Raw genomic sequence first — 18694 nt, forward strand, 5'->3', positions numbered from 1 at the left:
CACACGGTCGTGCGCGTACCGTTCGGTAGTGCTAGGGCGGTCCCGACGGACGAGGTCCCCCGCTGAGGCTCCGCAGGCGTGATCGAGGGAGATGGACAACCGCGGGAGGTCTTATGACGTTCGCCGAGTTCGATCGAATGACCGCCACGTCCACGACCTTGTGCGGGCCGCGTCGGTCGCCTGGGCGCGCAGCGCTGTCGGCTCGGCTTCGGAGCGGCTCGTGGTGACATTGGACCGGTTGGCGAACGTGCTGAGTGGCTACGGAATCCGCTTGCGGTTGGGTTCGGTGCCCCGGTCCACCCGATTGCGCAGCGTGGTGATCCACGGGGCCGATCAGGGGCCCGTGGAGGCGGGCGACGTGCTGCTGGGGATCGGGGCACGCTCGCTGTCGGAGGTGGTCGAATGGGCGGTCTCGGCGGGTGCTGTCGTCGCAGTCCTTCGTGGGGGTGCGGAGACCGAGCGCGAGCCGGATATCGATGGCGTGGCGGTGCTGGTGGTCGATCCCGCGGTGGCCTGGAGCGAGCTTGCCGCGGTGGTTTACGGATTGGTGCTGGAAGGACGCGAGACCGAGGCCGGTCGCGGCCCGACCGATTTGTTCGCCTTGGCCGACAGCGTGGCCGACGCTGTCGGGGGCGCGGTGACGATCGAGGACCGGCGGTCTCGGGTGCTGGCGTATTCGAAGCCGAAGCAGCACCTCGATCCCGCCCGCGTCGAGACGATCCTCGGTAGGGAGATGCCGCCGTGGTTGCGGGCCCTGTTCGACGCGCGCGGTGTCTTCGCGCATTTGGCCGCCTCGGATGAGCCGTTGTTCGTCGCCGCGGACGCCGAACGCGGTGTGACGGGGCGGATGGTCGTGGCCGTGCGGGTGGGCAGGCAACTGCTGGGGTCGATATGGGTGTCGTGCCCGGCGCCGTTGCGCGGGGCCCGGCGCACGGCCTTGGCCGATGGTGCGCGCACGGTGGCCTTGCACCTGTTGCGGTCGCGAGCCAGCGCGGACCTGGAGCGTCAGGTGGAAGCCGATCTGGTCATTCGTCTACTGGAGGGTGCGGCGGACGCGGCGACGGTGGCCAGCAGACTGGGGCTGGCGCCGGAGAACTTGCGGGTGATCGCGCTGCGGGATCGAGACGCGCACGAGCGGCACGCCGCGCTGCTGTTGATCTTCGAGCGAGCGACGACCGGATTCGGCTGGTCGCGTTCGACCCGCAGCGCCTTGGTCGGCGACACCGTCTACACCGTGCTCCCCGCTGATTCCGCTGCGGCGGCACGCCGCTGGGTCGGTGAGTTACAGGCCGCGCTGCCCGTGGGGATGACATTGACGGCCGGCGTCAGCGGTCTCGCACGGGCCACGGAATTGGCGTCGGCGCGCCGAGAAGCCGACGAGTGCCTGGCGCTGCACGAGGCCCGGCCCGCGGCGGCCGAGCCTCCCGCCTACGACGAGTCGTGGGACGAGATCCTGCTACAGCGATTGCGCACCGCAGGACTTTCCGGACGCACCCCGGCGCGGGGACCGGTGTCGGAATTACGGCGCCACGACCGCGCGCACTCCACCCAGTACGTGGCTACGCTGCGCGCTTGGTTGCAGGCGCAGGGCGACTCGGCCCAGGCGAGCGCGCAGCTCGGCGTGCACGAGAACACCGTCCGCAACCGGCTGCGCAAGATGGCGGAGGTGACCGATCTCGGCTTGGACGATCCGCGCAAACGTCTCGCCATGATGATCGAACTCGCCGTCGCCGACACCGGCTGACCCGGCCCGCTGTGCCGTCGCCACAAATCTCCGCCCTCCGATTGTCCGATCAGCGCAATCGATCGCCTCGCCGCCACGCCACCATGGGGTTGAGCCGGAAAGGAGGTATCGGAGTGAGGAACATGCAGGTACGTGAGGTGATGCGGAGGCCGGTCACCACCGTTCGGCGCGAGGATACGGCGCGCGATGCGGCGCTGATGTTCGCCGAACTGCGGTACGCGGCGCTGCCCGTGCTCGACGGGGACGACCGCCTCATCGGAATGCTCACCAGCGGTGACGTCTTGCGGTCCGGAGAACTCGACGACGCTGTCGGCGGGGTGATGACCACGCCGGCGGTCGCCCTGCCCCAGACCGCGGCACTGGCCGAGGGTATGAGCAGGCTGGTGACCCACGGACTACGCAGTCTGCCGGTCGTCGACGCCGAGGACCGCGTGGTCGGCATGTTCAGCCGCGGCGACGCGCTGCGGCTCATGCTCACCCCGGACGACGCGCTCGCGGCCGATGCGCAGCGCCTGCTCGATCAATACCGCGGCGCGCGGCGCTGGCAGGTCACCGTCGACGACGGCGACGCCACCGTCTACGGCCGATTCGCCGACGAATCCGAACGACGCATCGCCGTCGCCTTGACCCGCACCGTGCCCGGCATCCGCACCGCGAGCATCGCGCTCACACCCACCGCGGCCGAGTATTGACCACCAAACCAGCCCTGGAGTCGACGATGACCCACGCACACCCCGTTTCACGCGCAAGCCTCAGCGAACAGCTACCCGTGCTGCGCGCCGCCCTGTTGCAGCAACGCCGCTTCCGCCTGCAACAGCTGGCCGAACTCGAAGCCGCAATCGCCCGCGCAGGCGAACCCGCCGACCCGGCTGACGCAGCCAGACGCGAGGTCGACAGCAAACTGGCCGCGGCAGCACGGCAAGCGCTGGCGGACATCGAGGCAGCTCTCATGCTCATCTCCACCGGACGTTACGGCCGCTGCCGCCGCTGTGACGCCGAGATCTCGGTTCGCCTGCTGCGCACCATTCCCACTACCCAGTGGTGCTTGCGGTGCCGCCGGCATCTCCCTTCCGCCGACGGATCCCGCGTGATACGCGGACAGCGGCCGGGCCAACCCTCCCCAGCGCCGCGACGCGACCTGCCGACGAAACGTGAGACGCTCGCGTGCCGTTGACCGCCCACCGTTCGGGCGAGTGCTGCCGGACGCGCCCCGCCGGGGGCCGCTCGAATGAAGCTGTGTAGTGATTCCTCAGGCGGAGCGGAATCGCAGCTTGACGTCGCCGAGGACCGCTGCGTCGTCGCGTTCGACCACGGTGGCGGCGATGGTCAGTTCGTCGTCCTCGCGCCAGATCCGGGTGCGGATCGTCTCGCCCGGGTAGAGCACCCCGGCGAACCGGGCGCGGAAACCGGTGACGCGGCTCGTGTCGGAGTCGAGCACGATGTCGGTCGCGGTCTTGCAGACGATGCCGTAGGTGCACAACCCGTGCAGGATGGGTGCGGGAAATCCGGCGGCGCGGGCGAATTCGGGGTCGGAGTGCAGCGGGTTGCGGTCGCCGGACATCCGATAGAGCAGCGCCTGCTGCGGCAGCGTCGGGGTGGTGACGTCGAAATCCGGGGCGCGATCGGGCAGTTCGGTCTTGGTGCTCGGTCCGCGCTCGCCGCCGAAGCCGCCCTCGCCCTTGGCGAAGATCGAGGAGCGCTCGGTCCACAGCGGCGCTCCGTCGGAGCCGGTGACGGTGTGCTCCTGCACGATGACCGCGGCCGAGCCCTTGTCCCAGATCTCGGCGATCCGGCTGACCTTGGTCGCCTTGCCCGCGGCCGGGATCGGCCGGTGCACCTCGACCTCCTGATGACCGTGCACCACCTTCGCCAGATCGATCTCGACGCCGGGGAAGCTCACCCTGGGCGGCTCGGTCTCGTGCACGGTGGCCGCGACGGTGGCGAAGGTCGGCAGTACCTGGGGTTCCCGATCGTCGAGGTAGCGCAACTCGGCAGGCTCGGTCCAGCGCGTGCCGGCGCCGAGGCCCAGTTGGTAGAGCTGCACGTCCGACGGGGTCCAGGCGAACTCCCGGCTCGGCAGCTCCGCGCCGAGCGCGATCTTCGGGTCGATGGGCATCAGTTCTCCTTGTGCATGAATGTGGATCGATCCGGATCTACCGCGCCGCGCCCGAGGCCGCGCCGGAAATAGCTGCGCCGTCGGTTCGATCCTGCTCAGCGCGACGGCGGCTCGCCAATGCGCCGTCCGGTCGGTGGGATGGGCGAGTCGCGGTATGACTCGTGCTCGGCGCCCCAGTTGTGGCCGAGGGCGACCGTCAGGCCTCTGCCGCGGCGACTGCGGGCTGCTCCTTCTTGCGCTTGACGATGTCCAGCACCGCGAGGTAGCCGAAGGCGATCGCGGGGCCGATGGTGGCGCCGGGCCCGGCATAGGTGTGGCCCATCACCGGTGTGGAGCAGTTGCCGGAGGCGTACAGCCCCTCGATGACGCTGCCGTCCTCGCGCAGCACCCGCCCGGCGGTGTCGGCCACCAGTCCGCCCTTGGTGCCCAGATCGCCCGGCACGATCTTGGCGGCGTAGTACGGGCCTTCCACCAGCGCGGCCAGGCACGGGTTGGGCCGCACGGTCGGATCGCCGTAGTACCGGTCGTAATGGCTGTCGCCGCGGCCGAAGTCCTCGTCCTTCCCGGTCTCGGCGAAGCCGTTGAAGCGGGTGACGGTCGCGGCCAACTCGTCGGCGGGCACGTCGATCTTGCCTGCCAATTCCTCGATGCTGTCGGCCTTGACGATGTAGTCGTTTTCCATCCACCGGGACGGAAAACGCTGACCGGGCTGTAGCCCGGCGAAGATGTAGCGGTTCCGGTAGCGCTGGTCGAAGACCAGCCACGCGGGGATGTTCTCGCCCGGCCCCTCGCCCTGCCCGTACTCGCCGCCGTACATGGTGTGCACCGCCTCGACGTAAGGAGCGGACTCATTTCCGAATCGCTTGCCGTCGGCGTTCACCATGATGCTGCCGGGCAGGTTCCGTTCGGCCAGCGCGAACCACGGTTTGCCGCCCTTGAAGATGGTCGGCCCCCACCAGGCGTCCTCCATGAAACCGATGGCCGCGCCCGCCGCCATGCCCGCTTGGATGCCGTCGCCGGTATTGGCGGCCGCGCCGGTGGTCCACTCGGTGGTGATGGGCTGGCGCTGGTATTTGGTGCGCATTTCCGCGTTGTGCTCGAAACCGCCGCTGCCGAGGACGACGCCGTAGCGGGCGGTGAAGGTGACCGGCTCGCCGTCGTGCAGCGCGTTGACGCCGGTGACGACGCCGTTCGTCACCACAAGGTCGGTCATCGGGGTGTTCAGCAACAGCGGCACGTTCGCGTCCATGAGCCCCTTGCGCATGCCCGCGATGATGGCCTGCCCCATGCCGACGATGTGTTTGCGGGTGAACTTGGCCCAGTAGGTGCGCGCGCCGACGCGCATCGCCCGGAGCATGCCCTTCGGATGCCGCCGAATCAGATTGAGCCGGACGAAGTCGGCCTGCATGACCACCACGTTCAGTGGAGCCTTCGCGTACGGCGGCTCCAGGTTGAACCGCTCGTCGCCGAGGATCTTCGTGTCGAACGGCTTGGGCTCGCACGAGCGCCCCTCGGGCCGCCCGCCCGGCGCTTCGGGATGGTAGTCGGAGTAGCCGGGCACCCACGTCATCTTCAGGGGCGAGTGATCGAGCACGAAGTCCAGCGCTTCGGCCCCGCGATCGATGAAGGTGTCGACCCGTTCGGAGGGGACGACGTCGCCGATGATGCTGTGCAGGTAGGTCCGTGCGTCCTCGCGGTCGTCGGGCCGACCGGACGCGCGCAGCGCCTTGTTGCCCGGGATCCACACGCCGCCGCCGGAGCGCGCGGTCGACCCGCCGTAGTGCGCGGCCTTCTCGATGACCACCACGCTCAGGCCGTTGTGGGCCGCGGTGAGGGCGGCGGTCATGCCGGCGGCGCCGCTGCCGACCACCACCACGTCGTATTCCCGATCAGTCATGTAGAACACGTTATAGAATGGACGCGCCATTGGTCTATGTTGTGTGGCAGAAGACTTGCTCGACGTTCCGTTTGTCGAGGAAACTTGTTTCAGTTTCAGACCGGAGTTAAGAACATGGGCCTCGAATGGGACCTGGCCACCGACGTTGTCGTGGTCGGATACGGCGCCGCGGGGGCGGCGGCTGCGCTGGAAGCGACCGAGGCGGGCGCGCAGGTGCTCGTGCTCGAACGCTTCGCCGGAGGCGGGACGTCGGCGCTGTCGGGCGGCATCATCTACGCGGGCGGCGGCACCTCCGTGCAACGGGAGGCCGGGGTGGAGGACACCCCGGAGGCCATGTACGCCTACCTCGAGCGCGAGGTCGGCGACGCGGTCGCCCCCGAGACGTTGCGCCGGTTCGTCGACGAGAGCCCGGAACTGATCGAGTGGCTGAAGGCGCACGGCGTTCCGTTCGAAGCCTCGCTGTGCCCGTACAAGACTTCCTACCCCAACGACCGCTACTACCTGTACTACTCCGGCAGCGAGATCTCCGGCGCGTTCCGCGACATCCCGCCCGCCCAGCGCGGACACCGGGTGAAGGGAAGGGGCACTTCGGGAAAGAAGCTCACCGGCCCGCTCGCCGCCGCCGCGTCCAGGGCGGGCGTGCGCGTGGAGACCCTCACCCGGGTGACCCGACTGATCACCGACGGCGCGGGCGCGGTGATCGGCGTCGAGTGCCGCACCCTGCGCGACGCGCCCGGCCGGGTCCGCGACCGCTACACCCGCATGGCGAAGGTCGCGGCAAAGCCCGGCATCTACTACCCGCCGCTGCGACGGACCCTGGAACAGCGGCTGGACCTGCTGGAACGCCGGTACGGCAGCACGATCCGGGTCCTCGCGCGGCGCGCAGTGGTGCTCAGCGCGGGCGGGTTCATCGCCAATCGCGAGTTGGTGCGGCAGTACGCGCCCGCCTTCCACGGCGGTCTCGCCCTCGGCACCACCGCCGACGACGGCAGCGGCATCCTGATGGCCGAGCAGGTCGGCGCGGCCGTGGATCACATGGACAACGTCTCCGCGTGGCGATTCCTGCTCCCGCCCAGCGCGTTCACCGCGGCGCTGCTGGTGGACGCCGATGGCAGGCGGGTGATCGATGAGACGCGCTACGGCGCCGCGGTCGGCAACAAGCTGATCACCGAGCACGGCGGCAAGGGGTGGCTGCTGGCCGACAACCCACTCATGCGCACCGCGATCGGGCAGATCGGCAAGCAAGGAGCCTGGTTCCAGCGCGGGCAGTTCGAGACCATGCGTCGCACCGCGATTCGCGGCGCCACGCTGGAGGAAGCCGCGGCGAAGGCGGGCATCGACCCGGCCGGGCTGCGCGCGACGGTCGACGCGCACAACACCGCGATCGAGACCGGCGCCCCCGATCCGGTCGGGAAACCCGCCGAGTTCACCGAACCGGTCCGTACCGGCCCCTTCTGGTTGTTGGATGTGGGCATCAAACCGAGCCTGACCAACCCGTGCCCCATGCTCACCCTCGGCGGCGTCGTCGTGGACGAGCGCACCGGCGCGGTCAAGACGAACGAGGGCGCCGACATCCCGGGGCTCTTCGCGGCCGGGCGCACCGCGGTCGGCGTCTGCTCCAAGTCCTACGTCAGCGGGCTGTCGCTGGCCGACTGCGTCTTCTCCGGCCGCAGGGCGGGGCGGTCGGCCGCGGGCGAGCAGGTCTCGGCGCTGGAAAACGCAACAGTGGAAGGAAATTAGCGTGCTGTCCGACGCGGTACGAACCGAACTGGCCGACGAACTCGAGCGCGCCGAGCGCGACCGGGTGGCGATCGATCCGCTGATCGCCCGCCACCCCGACATCGACGTGGTCGACGCCTACGAGATCCAGCTGATCAACATCCGCCGCAGGCTCGACGCGGGCGCGCGCGTGGTCGGGCACAAGGTGGGCCTGTCCTCGAAGGCCATGCAGCAGATGATGGGCGTGGACGAGCCCGACTACGGGCATCTGCTCGCGGAAATGGAAGTCTACGAGGATGTTCCGGTGGAAGCGGGCCGGTATCTGTTCCCCCGGGTCGAGGTGGAGGTCGGGTTCGTGCTCGGCGCCGACCTGCCCGGCGCGGAGTGCACCGAAGAGGACGTGCTCGCCGCCACGGTCGCCTTCGCGCCCGCGATCGAGTTGATCGACTCGCGGATCAAGGACTGGAACATCGGCCTGGCCGACACCATCTCCGACAACGCGTCTTCGGCGGGCTTCGTGCTCGGCGCGCAGCGTGTCGCGCCGAAGGACATCGACATCAAGGCCATCGACGCGGTGCTCACCCGCAACGGCGAGGTGGTCGCCGAGGGCCGCAGCGACGCGGTCCTGGGTGATCCGGTGATCGCGGTGGCCTGGCTGGCGCGCAAGGTCGCGAGCTTCGGTGTCCGGTTGAAGGCAGGTGACATCGTGCTGCCCGGCTCGTGCACCCGCGCCATCGACGCCCGTCCGGGCGATGACTTCCACGCCGAGTTCGCCGGACTCGGCTCTGTCCGTTTGCAATTCACCTAGGGAGGCTGTCGTGTCCAACGGGACCGTCACCGCCGCGATCGTCGGGTCCGGCAACATCAGCACCGATCTGCTCTACAAACTGCTGCGCTCGCAGAAGATCCAGCCGCGCTGGATGATCGGGATCGACCCGGACAGCGAGGGGCTGAAGCGGGCGCGCGGGCTCGGGCTGGAGACCTCGCACGAAGGCGTGGACTGGCTGCTCGGACAATCCGAACTGCCCGACCTGATCTTCGAGGCGACCTCGGCGTACGTGCACCGCGCCGCCGCGCCGCGCTACGCCGAAGCGGGCATCCGCGCCGTCGACCTCACCCCCGCCGCCGTCGGCCCCGCCGTCGTGCCGCCGGTGAACCTGGGCGCGAATATCGACGCGCCGAACGTCAACATGATCACCTGCGGCGGCCAGGCGACGATCCCGATCGTCGCCGCGGTGTCGCGGGTCGTCCCGGTGCCGTACGCGGAGATCGTCGCGTCTGTGTCGTCGGTCTCCGCGGGCCCCGGCACCCGCGCGAACATCGACGAGTTCACCAAGACCACCAGTCGCGGCGTCGAGACCATCGGCGGGGCGCAGCGCGGCAAGGCCATCATCATCCTGAATCCGGCCGAGCCGCCGATGATCATGCGCGACACCATCTTCTGCGCCATCCCCGACGACGCCGACACCGACGCGATCGCCGACTCGATCCACCGGATGGTCGCCGACATCCAGCAGTACGTGCCCGGCTACCGGCTGCTCAACGAGCCGCAGTTCGACGAGCCCTCGGTGGTCTCCGGCGGCATGGCCAAGGTGTCGGTGTTCGTCGAGGTGGAGGGCGCGGGCGACTTCCTGCCCCCGTACGCGGGCAACCTCGACATCATGACCGCCGCCGCTACGCAGGTCGGCGAGGTCATCGCCGAGCAGATCGTCACGGCCCGGGTGTAAGGAGCTTTCGACATGGCCTACTCAGCAGAACTCGACATCCGCGTCACCGACACCTCGCTGCGCGACGGATCCCACCACAAGCGCCACCAGTTCACCGCCGCCGAGGTCCGCGACATCGTGGCCGCGCTGGACGGCGCGGGCGTGCCGGTGATCGAGGTGACCCACGGCGACGGTCTCGGCGGTTCGTCGTTCAACTACGGCTTCTCCAAGACGCCGGAGCAGGAACTGGTCACCATCGCCGCCGAGACGGCGAAGCAGGCGAAGATCGCCGTGCTGATGCTGCCCGGCGTCGGGGTGAAGGAAGACATCAAGATCTCCCAGGACAACGGCGCGTCCATCTGCCGGATCGCCACGCACTGCACCGAAGCCGACGTGTCGATCCAGCACTTCGGTCTGGCGCGGGAACTCGGACTGGAGACGGTCGGGTTCCTGATGATGTCGCACACCCAGCCGCCGGAGGTGCTCGCCAAGCAGGCGCGCATCATGGCCGACGCCGGCTGCCAGTGCGTCTACATCGTCGACTCGGCCGGTGCGCTGGTGCTCGAGCAGGTTTCCGACCGCGTCGCGGCGCTGGTGGCCGAACTCGGCGACGACGCGCAGGTCGGCTTCCACGGTCACGAGAACCTCGACCTGGCCGTCGCCAACTCGATCTACGCCATCCGCGCGGGCGCCAAGCAGATCGACGGCAGCGCACGGCGTTTCGGCGCGGGCGCGGGAAACACCCCGGTCGAGGCGCTGGTCGGCGTGTGCGACAAGCTGGGCGTGAAGACGGGCATCGACTTCTTCGCCATCGCCGACGCCGCCGAAGACGTCGTCCGCCCCGCCATGCCCCAGGAATGCCTGCTAGATCGCCAGGCCCTGATGATGGGCTACGCCGGCGTCTACTCCAGCTTCCTCAAGCACGCCGAACGGCAAGCCGAGCGGTACGGCGTCTCCGCCGCCGAGATGCTCGTGCGCGCGGGCAAGCGCAAACTGGTCGGCGGCCAGGAGGATCAGCTGATCGACATCGCGCTGGAATTGCAGCGGGAGAAGGCGACCGTCTCCGCCTGACCGGGCGAACGCAGCGGGGTCGCGGACGGAGGTTCGCGACCCCGTTCGTCTGCGCTCGAGTAAGGCTCTGCCGGTCGACGGCGGTCGAGTGGGTCGACTACGCGGGGCCGAGAACTGCGGCGACGAAGGAGAGCACGTCCGGCCAAGCGGCGGCGGCGATTCCTTCGTGATCGGTGTCGTAGCTGCGGAATTCGTATTTCGTTCCGGCGAGCGTGTATTGGGTGAGTAACAACCGGGTGAGCGCGATGGGGACGACGTTGTCGGCGGTGCCGTGCGCGATGAACAGCGGGCCGCGATACCCCGAGGTCGGTACCCTCAGGTAGCCGGTGAGGGCGTCGGCCAAAGGGCTGCCCGCCACAGGTCGCTGGAGCATCGATCCGATCGTTGTGCCGCGAACTGCCGATTGCCACTCCCGTTGGCACCGCCGGTCGATCCGAGCCAGCGCGTCCGCACCCGCGGGTGTCAGTGCGGCAGCCACCGTTTCGGGTGCGGCGAGTCGCATCCCGTTCAGCATGGCGGCGAATAGAGCGGTGGAGCCTTCGAAGCCGGGGACCTCCGGCACATACGGTCCGGCGAGTGCGAGAACTCCTTCGATGTTCGACGGTGGCGCGAGCGCCGCGGTGCCACGGAATTCGAGTTCGGGAGCGTAGATGTCGGCGATGCCACCCGTGTTGAGCGCGGCGTGCCCGCCCTGGGACACACCCGTTACCGCCCACCTGGGCGCGAGCGCGGCATCGATGTGGCGGGCGGCGCGGACGAGGTCGACGGTCGCCGTGGCCTCGGTGCGCGACTGGAGATAGGGATGCGTGGTCGCCGCGCCGGCGCCGAGGCCGACATAGTCCGGCGCGACGACCGCGTACCCCTGGTCCAGCAGCCGCTGGACGATGGGCGCGTCGTATCGCGGATTCGCGCTGATCCCGCACGACGCGCCGAGTCCGCTGGTCCCGTGCTCCCAGGCGACGATCGGCCAGCCGCCGGCGGGCGGTGTTCCGTCAGGTGTCGCGAGCACGCCGGTCGCCGTGGTCGGCGCGCCGGTCGGGCCCTCGGTGATGTACTCGACGAAACGGGCGGACTCGATGCCACCCCATCCGCCCGGGAACCCGTGCGAGCTGACCACCGAGCCCGGTTCCGCTGTCGGCCAGGCGGTCTCGTCGGCGTGCGCGATCGTTCCCGCCGCGCCGGTGCACAGCACGGCGAGCGAGCAGAGCGCTACCGCCATCGCGCGCCGAGGCTTCGGGATGGCGGCGGCAGGACGGAACCAGTTGGCGAACATCGGCTTCCTTCGTCGACCAAACCCGAATTGCTCTGCTGCATCATAAAGTCATCGGTCACCCAGAACGGTGATCAGCTCCTCGGCCGGAATGGTCCGGGGACGGTCGCTGACCTGGCCGTCACCGAGTTCGACCAAGCGCCAGCCTCCGTCGTCGCGCAGTGCGAAGTCGGCGGTGACGAAGGGGAGGCCGAGGGCGGCGATGCGGTCCTCGACGGTGGCCGGATCGAAGTCGGCGTCGGGCATCGCGTCCGGGGTGTCCGGGTGTGGGCCGATCAACCGGCACTTGCCGTCCGCCCACCAGGTGCGCACTTCGGCCGATCTGAAATGTTCGAAGCGGCGCAGAACGAATCCGCCGGTCAGGTCGTCGCCGCGAAGTTCGGCGAATCTGCGCGCCACGCGCCAGGCGGCGTCCGGGTCCGCCACATCCGGGATGAACGCCGCTTCGTGCCAGTAGTGCTTCATCGACTTGGTGTAGTCGCGCAGGACGACGGGGCCGGTTCCCAGCTCCCGACGCGCGTGATCGAACGCGGCGCGATCGCCCCCGCTGGTCCATACCGATCGAGGCGTCATCTCGGCGAGTGCGGAATACCACCCCGGCAGCTCGTGCGCCCGCCGGTATTGTTCGGCGCTCGTGCGCAGCGTGACGCCCCGCTGCCGCAAGCTCCGTTCGAACGCGGCGTACTCAGCACTGCGCAACATCCAGCCGCGGTAGACAGCCACCCCGCTGGAACGGACGCGTCGAACGGCCTCCTCGGCGCCGTCGGCGCGGGTCAGCGCGTCGTGATCGACCACGGCGACTTCCCATCCGGCGGCACGAGCCGCGTCCGCCTCCGGGGCGAAATGCTCGTCGACGCGTTGGGGGCGAAGTACATCGGCCGGAACAAGAAGCAGCACAACACATATCCTCGCGTCGGCACACACGATTCCCAACCGATTTTCGCCTCGCCGCTATCGGTGATCATCGATGCCGTAGTCGACTTGGACTACGCCGCTGGCTGATTCAACTCATCGAGCATGCGCCGCAGCTGCCCAGCCCGCTCGGCGGAACTCCGTGTCTTCATCAGCCGCAGGAAGTGCGCATACTGCGCGGTGCGGTCGAGCAGTTCGAATCTCTTCCGTGCGCGTGGATTCGCGCTGAGCGCTTCGAGCAAGTCGGCCGGACAGGTGGCGGTCCGCTGGGATTCATAGGCGGCCGCCCAGCGCCCATCGGCCTGCGCGGCGGCGATGGCCGCGAAACCGGCTGCCCGCATGCGACCTGCGGCGACGAGAGCTTCGGCTTTGGCGACATTGATCTGCGACCACCGACTCCTCGGACGGCGCGGCGAGTATCGCTGCAGGTAGTGCTCGGTGTCGAGGCCGCGGCGGTGACTGTCGATCCAGCCGAAGCAGAGCGCGCCGTCGAGCGCCTCCCCGTTGCTGATCGTCCGGTCCGCTGCCCCCTTCTTGGCGATCTTCAGCCAGACGTCGGCGGCCCCGTGATGATTGGCCGCCAGCCACTCCTCCCACTGCGCGCCGTCGGCACAAGTGAGGATTCCTGTCCCATCGAACTGACCCATGATGCTCTCCAAAAAACGCGGTGCTGCCTGCGCACCTCATCCTCCGCCCCAAAGTGCTCACCAATTGAGCACTTCACGAGTGGCACATGAGCGTGTGGCGCTCTCGCGTTTCGCCGCGCTCATGTGCCACTCGCGAGCCGCCATCTACCGCGGACGTCAGACGGGCCGTGAAGCCTGGGTCGGGGTGGCTGGAGTGGAAGGACTGTACGGTCACTTGTGAGAGCACGACGTCGGATACCGGACCGGATCGTCGCGGGCTTCTTCGCAACAGTCGAGAGGAGAAACGAATGACCATCGACATTCGCAAGGTGACCGTCCTCGGCACCGGAGTGCTCGGTTCGCAGATCGCCTTCCAGACGGCCTTCCACGGTTTCGAGGTGACGGCATACGACATCGACGACAAGGCGCTGGCCGCGGCCAGGGAGCGACTCGACAAGCTGGTGGCGGTCTACCGTGAGCAGGTACCCGGCGGCGGGGACGGTAAGGCGGAGCAGACGGCGGCGGGCATCGCGCTGACTTCCGATCTGGCTCGAGCGGCGCAGGACGCGGATCTGGTCATCGAGGCCATTCCCGAGGTGCTGACCATCAAGCAGCAGACGTACGAGAAGCTCGGCCAGGTCGCACCGGAGCGCACCATCTTCGCCACCAACTCCTCCACCCTGCTGCCCAGCGCCATCAAAGACTTCACCGGCCGCCCGGACCGATTCCTCGCGCTGCACTTCGCGAATCAGGTGTGGCACTTCAACACCGCCGAGATCATGGGCACCGCCGACACCGACCCGAACGTGTACCAGGCCGTGGTCGACTTCGCCTCGAAGATCGGCATGGTGCCGATCGAAATCCACAAGGAGAAGGCCGGTTACGTCCTGAACTCGCTGCTGGTGCCGTTGCTCAACGCGGGCATGAGCCTGGCGGCTGGCGGCTACGCCGATCCCGAAGCGGTGGACAAGACCTGGCAGATCGGCACCGGCGCACCGGCCGGGCCGTTCCGCATTCTCGACATCATCGGGCTGACCACGCCTTACAACATCCTCGTCAACAACGAGGACGAGGACTCCCAACGGCTGGCCCAGTGGTTGAAGGAGAACTACATCGACAAGGGCAAGCTCGGCATCGCCACCGGCGAGGGCTTCTACAAGTACTGACCGGCGAGGGCGACTGCGTCACCCAGTTCGGTAGGCCACACAGCCGATCGAGCACTCGATGCGCTAGACCGCGACGATCTCGAGCATGCTTTCCAGCCCGCGGAAATCTGCGCTGTTGCGGGTGTACAGCGGTAACCCACGTGCTGACGCAATCGCTGCTATGAGCAAATCCATTCGGCGGGGCCGCGGATCGCGTTTCGCTGCCAGGGTGAGCGCTACCAGGGTGCCGTAGCGTGTCGCGGCGTTCTCGTCGAAGGGCAACGGATCGAAATCCACTATGGCGGCGCCGAGTTGCTCGGATCGTGCGGCTCGGGTAGCAGCGTCTTTCGCCATGGCAACGCCTTGGTGCAATTCGGCCAGCGTGATCGCGGTGATCTCAGGCAACTCCGGCAAAGCTCCTGGATCGAGCACGTACAGGTCTATGTAGGTGCAGGTGTCCAAAACGCCCGATGCGTGTCGCTCGATCATGAACGCGATCCCCAAGCATCGTCGTCGCCGACCCGATCTTCCGTTCCGAAGAATTCGTCGGCCTCTTGCCGCATGCGGGTGTAGTCGACACGCGGGAGTTTGCGATGCCGCTCCACTAGTTCCTCCGCCGTTCGGCCGCGCTTTCGGCCGACCGGCCGTACTTCGGCGACCTCGACCCCATTGCGGGTCACGCGGAAAGTCTCCCCGGCCTCGACGGCATCCATTACTGCCGCTGAGTTGTTGCGGAACTCGCGTTGCGTGATCACCTTCATGGAATGATTGTAGCCCGGCGTAGCGTGCTGGGCTACAAGTGCTACACCGAGCCGCGCCCTGCTACAACCAGGTATCCAGCGTCGTCGTCGTGAGGAAGTGCTCCAGGTCCGCGCGCCACGGGGCTGGGGTGGTCTTCTCCGGTTCGATCGCGGTGTACTGGCCCCGGTAGAACAGCAGGGGGCGGCCGGTGGTGGTGGTTTCGGAGAGGGTCTGGACTCGCCCGATCACGATGTAGTGGTCGCCGCCGTCGATGACGTTGTCCACCTTGCACTCGATGGTGGCCAGCGCTTCGTCCAGCACCGGGAGTTCCAGGTCGGACGTGTGCCAGGCGGCGCCGGCGAACTTGTCGGGTTCGCGGGAGCCGAAGCGGGCGCACAGTTCGCGCTGCTGTTCGGCGAGGACGTTCACGCAGAAGCGCCCCGATTTCTCGATCGCCGCCCAGGACCGGGACGCCTTGGTGGGGCAGAACAGCACCAGCGGCGGTTCGAGGGAGAGGGCGGCGAAAGACTGGCACGCGAAGCCGATCGGCACTCCGTCGTCGTCGAAGGTGGTGATCACGGTGATGCCGGTGCAGAACTGCCCCAGCACATTCCGGAACTGCCGTGGATCGATCTCGGATCCGTCCGCGGTCATCGCTTCGCTCGCCCTCTCGGTCACTGCTGCCGTTGCCCGACGGTGAAGTCGTGGCCCCACAGGCTCACCGCGGTCGATTCTCGCGCGATCCAGTCGTGGTCGTCCACTTCCAAGCCCTCGCAGCCGAATTCGACGTCGAATCCGCCCGGCGTCTTCATGTAGAAGGAGAGCATCTTGTCGTTGACGTGCCGTCCGAGCGTCGCCGACATCTTGACCTTCTTGCGCAGCGCGCGGTCCAGGGTCAGGCCGACGTCGTCGGCGTTCTCCACCTCGAGCATCAGATGCACAATGCCGCTCGGCGTCGGCATGGGCAGGAACGCCAGCGAGTGGTGGCGCGGATTGCAGCCGAAGAAGCGCAGCCAGGCGGGCTCGCCGTCGGCCGGGCGACCGACCATCTGCGGTGGCAGCCGCATCGAGTCGCGCAGCCGGAAGCCCAGCACGTCGCGGTAGAACTCCAGCGCCGCTTTGTCGTCCTTGGTGCTGAGCACCACGTGCCCGAGCCCCTGCTCCTCGGTGACGAACCGGTGCCCGTATGGACTGACGACCCGGCGATGCTCCAGCGCCGCGCCGTGGAAAGCCTCGAGCGTGTTGCCGGACGGGTCGTCGAACTTGATCAGCTCGTACACCCGGCGATCGGCCAGTTCGGTGGCCGTGCCCTCCTTGTAGGGCACACCCGCCGCGTCGAGCCGGTTGCGGACGTCCTGCAACTCCTCGGCATTGGCGGTCTCCCAGCCCGAGACCTGTAGCCGGTCCTTCTCGCCGGGAACGATCACCAGCCGGGCCGGGAACTCGTCCATGCGCAAGTACAGCGCTTCGGGGTCGGTGCCCTTGCCCTCGACCATGCCGAGGACCTTCAGGCCGTACTCCCGCCAGGCGGCCATGTCGGTCGCCTCGATACGCAGATATCCCAGTGAGCGGATGCCCATCACTTCTCCTTGACGCCCGCGAGGAAATCGATCGCGAGCCGGTTGAATTCGTGGAACTTCTCCAGCTGTGCCCAGTGCCCGCAGCCACCGAAGACGTGCAGCTGCGCGCGCGGGATCACCTTGGTCGCCACCAGCGCGCCGTCGAGCGGATTGACCCGGTCCTCCCGGCCCCAGATCAGCAGCACGGGCTGACGCAGTTTGTAGGCGTCGCGCCAGAGCATGCCCTTCTCGAAGTCCGCGCTCGCGAACGACTTGCCCATCGCCCTGGTCGCGGCCAGCGCCTCGGGCGTGCTCGCCGAGGCGAACCGCTCGTCGATCAGCTCCTCGGTGATGAGCGACTGGTCGAAGACCATGATGCGCAGGAACGCCTCCAGGTTCTCCCTGGTCGGCTCGAAATTGAACTTGGAGAGCAGCTTCACGCCCTCGGTCGGGTCGGGCGTGAACAGGTTGGTGCTCAGCCCGCCCGGCCCCATCAGGATCAGCTTCCCGGCCCGATCCGGGTAGTCCAGTGCGAACCGGACCGCCGCGCCGCCGCCGAGCGAGTTGCCCAGCAGGTGCACCCGGGACGTGATCTCCAAGTGGTCGAGCAGGTCCTTCAGCGCCGAGGCGCTGTGCACGAAGTACTGCGGATGCTCGGTGGGTTTGTCCGAGCGGCCGTAGCCCGGCTGGTCGACCGCGATCACGTGGAAGTGCTCGGCCAGCACCGGGATGTTGCGCGCGAAGTTCGACCAGGAGGACGCGCCGGGGCCGCCGCCGTGCAGCAGGACGATCGTCGGCCCGCTGCCGACGCCCGCCTCGTGGTAGTGCAGCCGCAGATCGGGCCGCGCCTGCGCGTAGCGCGAGGTCGATTCGGCGGTGAGTTCCGCGGTAGAGGTCACGGTCGTCCTCCTAGACCATGCCGTCGGTGACGGGCAGGCCGAACTCGTGCGTGCCGTACATCAGGTAGGCGCGCTCGGGATCGTTGGCCGCGTGCACCCGGCCCGCGTGCGCGTCACGCCAGAAGCGTTGCAGCGGTGTGCCGTTGGCCAGTGCGGTGGCGCCGGAGCTCTCGAACAGCTTGTCGATCGCGGCGATCGAGCGGCCGGTGGCGCGCACCTGGTCGCGCCGCGCCCGCACGCGCAGGTCGAACGGGATCTCCTTGCCCGCCGCCAGCAGTGCGTACTCGTCGGCGACGTTGCCCGACAGCTGCCGCCACGCGGCGTCGATGTCGCTGGCGGCCTCCGCGATGCGCACCTTGGCGAACGGGTCCTCCTTGGCCTTCTCGCCCGCGTAGGCCGCGCGCACCCGCTTGCCCTGGTGCTCGACGTGCGCCGCGTAGGCGCCGTAGGCCATACCGACGATCGGGGTGGAGATGGTGGTGGGATGGATTGTGCCCCAAGGCATCTTGTAGACCGGATCGGTATTCTGCTCCAGACCGGGCGATTTCAGTTCGCTCATGGCACGGAAGCTGAGGAACCGGTGCGAGGGCACGAAGACGTCCTTCACCACGACGGTGTTGGAGCCGGTGCCGCGCAGGCCGACCACGTTCCACACGTCGTCTATGCGGTAGTCGTCGCGCGGGATGAGGAAGCTGCCGAAGTCCACCGGCTTGCCGTCCTTGATCACCGGGCCGCCGAGCACCGCCCAGGTGGCGTGATCGCAGCCGGACGACCAGGCCCACGCGCCGTTGACGAGGTAGCCGCCGTCGACGACCGTGCCCGCACCCATGGGCGCGTAGGAGGAGGAGATCCGAACTTCGGTGTCCTCGCCCCAGACGTCCTCCTGCGCCTGCTGCGCGAACAGCGCGAGGTGCCAGTTGTGCACGCCGACAATGCCGGCCACCCAGCCGGTGGAGCCGCACGCGCCGGCGATCTTGCGCACGGTGTCGTAGAAGACCACCGGATCGGCGGCGTGACCGCCCCACTGCTTGGGCTGGAGCAACCGGAAGAAGCCGGTCTCCTGCAACGCCTTCATGCTTTCGTCGGGGATGCGCCGCAGGTCCTCGGCCTCCTGTGCGCGTTCGCGCAACGTCGGCAACAGCGCTTCGACCCGTTCGGTCACTTCTTGCGTCATCTCGGGACCTGCTCCTGCCTGGTCGGTTGATGTCCGGAATCTCATTTGCCTCTGAGACTAGAACACGTTCCTATTTATGTCGAGAACCGGTGTTCACCCCCGCGCGGACATGCGC

19 protein-coding genes are annotated in these 18694 nt (G+C 68.3%); 8 read left to right on the forward strand and 11 right to left on the reverse strand.

Going from position 1 to position 18694, the window contains the following annotated elements; all coding sequences use genetic code 11:
* The first annotated feature begins 220 nt into the window (after positions 1-220).
* The 3 genes from ABZ824_RS14100 (at position 221) to ABZ824_RS14110 (ending at position 2918) form a co-directional block, all read left to right on the forward strand.
* Positions 221-1744, forward strand: coding sequence for a helix-turn-helix domain-containing protein (locus ABZ824_RS14100; RefSeq protein ID WP_356963582.1), 1524 nt, complete (start codon positions 221-223; stop codon positions 1742-1744).
* A 122-nt stretch (positions 1745-1866) separates the two neighbouring features.
* Entirely contained in the window at positions 1867-2436 is a 570-nt protein-coding gene (locus tag ABZ824_RS14105; RefSeq protein ID WP_356963886.1) for a CBS domain-containing protein, read from the forward strand.
* A 26-nt stretch (positions 2437-2462) separates the two neighbouring features.
* Positions 2463-2918 (forward strand): hypothetical protein, encoded by a 456-nt coding sequence (locus tag ABZ824_RS14110; RefSeq protein ID WP_356963583.1) that lies wholly within the window; start codon positions 2463-2465, stop codon positions 2916-2918.
* Positions 2919-2993: 75 nt separating this feature from the next.
* Here the strand turns inward: ABZ824_RS14110 and ABZ824_RS14115 are convergent, their stop codons facing one another.
* Positions 2994-3860 (reverse strand): MaoC/PaaZ C-terminal domain-containing protein, encoded by an 867-nt coding sequence (locus tag ABZ824_RS14115; protein WP_356963584.1) that lies wholly within the window; start codon positions 3858-3860, stop codon positions 2994-2996.
* A 196-nt stretch (positions 3861-4056) separates the two neighbouring features.
* A complete protein-coding gene (kstD, locus tag ABZ824_RS14120) occupies positions 4057-5766 on the reverse strand; it encodes a 3-oxosteroid 1-dehydrogenase (RefSeq protein WP_356963585.1) in 1710 nt (569 codons plus the stop codon).
* Between the two features lie 105 nt (positions 5767-5871).
* Here kstD and ABZ824_RS14125 point away from each other — a divergent pair, with 105 nt between their 5' ends.
* Genes ABZ824_RS14125 through dmpG form a run of 4 tightly spaced genes read left to right on the forward strand, consistent with a single transcriptional unit; the run spans position 5872 to position 10253 of the window.
* Positions 5872-7497 carry an FAD-binding protein gene (locus ABZ824_RS14125; RefSeq protein ID WP_356963586.1) on the forward strand — a complete coding sequence of 542 codons (1626 nt, stop codon included), beginning with the start codon at positions 5872-5874 and terminating at the stop codon, positions 7495-7497.
* A gap of 1 nt (position 7498) precedes the next feature.
* The gene (locus ABZ824_RS14130) at positions 7499-8284 is read left to right on the forward strand and encodes a 2-keto-4-pentenoate hydratase (RefSeq protein WP_355076778.1); all 786 of its coding nucleotides are present in this window, start codon (positions 7499-7501) and stop codon (positions 8282-8284) included.
* A gap of 10 nt (positions 8285-8294) precedes the next feature.
* Positions 8295-9203 carry an acetaldehyde dehydrogenase (acetylating) gene (locus tag ABZ824_RS14135; RefSeq protein WP_063022250.1) on the forward strand — a complete coding sequence of 303 codons (909 nt, stop codon included), beginning with the start codon at positions 8295-8297 and terminating at the stop codon, positions 9201-9203.
* 12 nt (positions 9204-9215) lie between these two features.
* Positions 9216-10253 (forward strand): 4-hydroxy-2-oxovalerate aldolase, encoded by a 1038-nt coding sequence (gene dmpG / locus ABZ824_RS14140; RefSeq protein WP_356963587.1) that lies wholly within the window; start codon positions 9216-9218, stop codon positions 10251-10253.
* Between the two features lie 97 nt (positions 10254-10350).
* Here dmpG and ABZ824_RS14145 read toward each other — a convergent pair whose 3' ends face one another.
* The 3 genes from ABZ824_RS14145 to ABZ824_RS14155 form a co-directional block, all read right to left on the reverse strand.
* Positions 10351-11526, reverse strand: coding sequence for a lipase family protein (locus tag ABZ824_RS14145; protein WP_356963588.1), 1176 nt, complete (start codon positions 11524-11526; stop codon positions 10351-10353).
* Positions 11527-11574: 48 nt separating this feature from the next.
* Positions 11575-12420, reverse strand: a complete 846-nt coding sequence (locus ABZ824_RS14150) for an ATP-grasp domain-containing protein (protein ID WP_356963589.1) — start codon at positions 12418-12420, stop codon at positions 11575-11577.
* Between the two features lie 89 nt (positions 12421-12509).
* On the reverse strand, positions 12510-13082 hold the full coding sequence (locus ABZ824_RS14155; RefSeq protein WP_356963590.1) for a YdeI/OmpD-associated family protein: 573 nt from the start codon (positions 13080-13082) through the stop codon (positions 12510-12512).
* Positions 13083-13369: 287 nt separating this feature from the next.
* Between ABZ824_RS14155 and ABZ824_RS14160 the strand changes: the two genes are divergently transcribed.
* Positions 13370-14227 carry a 3-hydroxyacyl-CoA dehydrogenase gene (locus ABZ824_RS14160; RefSeq protein WP_356963591.1) on the forward strand — a complete coding sequence of 286 codons (858 nt, stop codon included), beginning with the start codon at positions 13370-13372 and terminating at the stop codon, positions 14225-14227.
* A gap of 63 nt (positions 14228-14290) precedes the next feature.
* Here the strand turns inward: ABZ824_RS14160 and ABZ824_RS14165 are convergent, their stop codons facing one another.
* The 6 genes from ABZ824_RS14165 to hsaA form a co-directional block, all read right to left on the reverse strand.
* Entirely contained in the window at positions 14291-14695 is a 405-nt protein-coding gene (locus tag ABZ824_RS14165) for a type II toxin-antitoxin system VapC family toxin (protein WP_356963592.1), read from the reverse strand.
* On the reverse strand, positions 14692-14967 hold the full coding sequence (locus ABZ824_RS14170; RefSeq protein WP_356963593.1) for a type II toxin-antitoxin system prevent-host-death family antitoxin: 276 nt from the start codon (positions 14965-14967) through the stop codon (positions 14692-14694). The genes ABZ824_RS14165 and ABZ824_RS14170 overlap by 4 nt, the downstream gene beginning before the upstream one ends.
* A gap of 61 nt (positions 14968-15028) precedes the next feature.
* The gene (gene hsaB, locus ABZ824_RS14175; protein ID WP_356963594.1) at positions 15029-15601 is read right to left on the reverse strand and encodes a 3-hydroxy-9,10-secoandrosta-1,3,5(10)-triene-9,17-dione monooxygenase reductase subunit; all 573 of its coding nucleotides are present in this window, start codon (positions 15599-15601) and stop codon (positions 15029-15031) included.
* A 20-nt stretch (positions 15602-15621) separates the two neighbouring features.
* Positions 15622-16527 (reverse strand): iron-dependent extradiol dioxygenase HsaC, encoded by a 906-nt coding sequence (gene hsaC, locus ABZ824_RS14180; protein WP_356963595.1) that lies wholly within the window; start codon positions 16525-16527, stop codon positions 15622-15624.
* A complete protein-coding gene (gene hsaD, locus ABZ824_RS14185) occupies positions 16527-17405 on the reverse strand; it encodes a 4,5:9,10-diseco-3-hydroxy-5,9,17-trioxoandrosta-1(10),2-diene-4-oate hydrolase (RefSeq protein WP_356963596.1) in 879 nt (292 codons plus the stop codon). The genes hsaC and hsaD overlap by 1 nt, the downstream gene beginning before the upstream one ends.
* A gap of 10 nt (positions 17406-17415) precedes the next feature.
* Entirely contained in the window at positions 17416-18579 is a 1164-nt protein-coding gene (gene hsaA / locus ABZ824_RS14190) for a 3-hydroxy-9,10-secoandrosta-1,3,5(10)-triene-9,17-dione monooxygenase oxygenase subunit (protein WP_355076804.1), read from the reverse strand.
* Positions 18580-18694: the final 115 nt, after the last annotated feature.

This window comes from Nocardia sp. NPDC047038, from assembly GCF_040644075.1.
GTDB lineage: Bacteria > Actinomycetota > Actinomycetes > Mycobacteriales > Mycobacteriaceae > Nocardia > Nocardia sichangensis.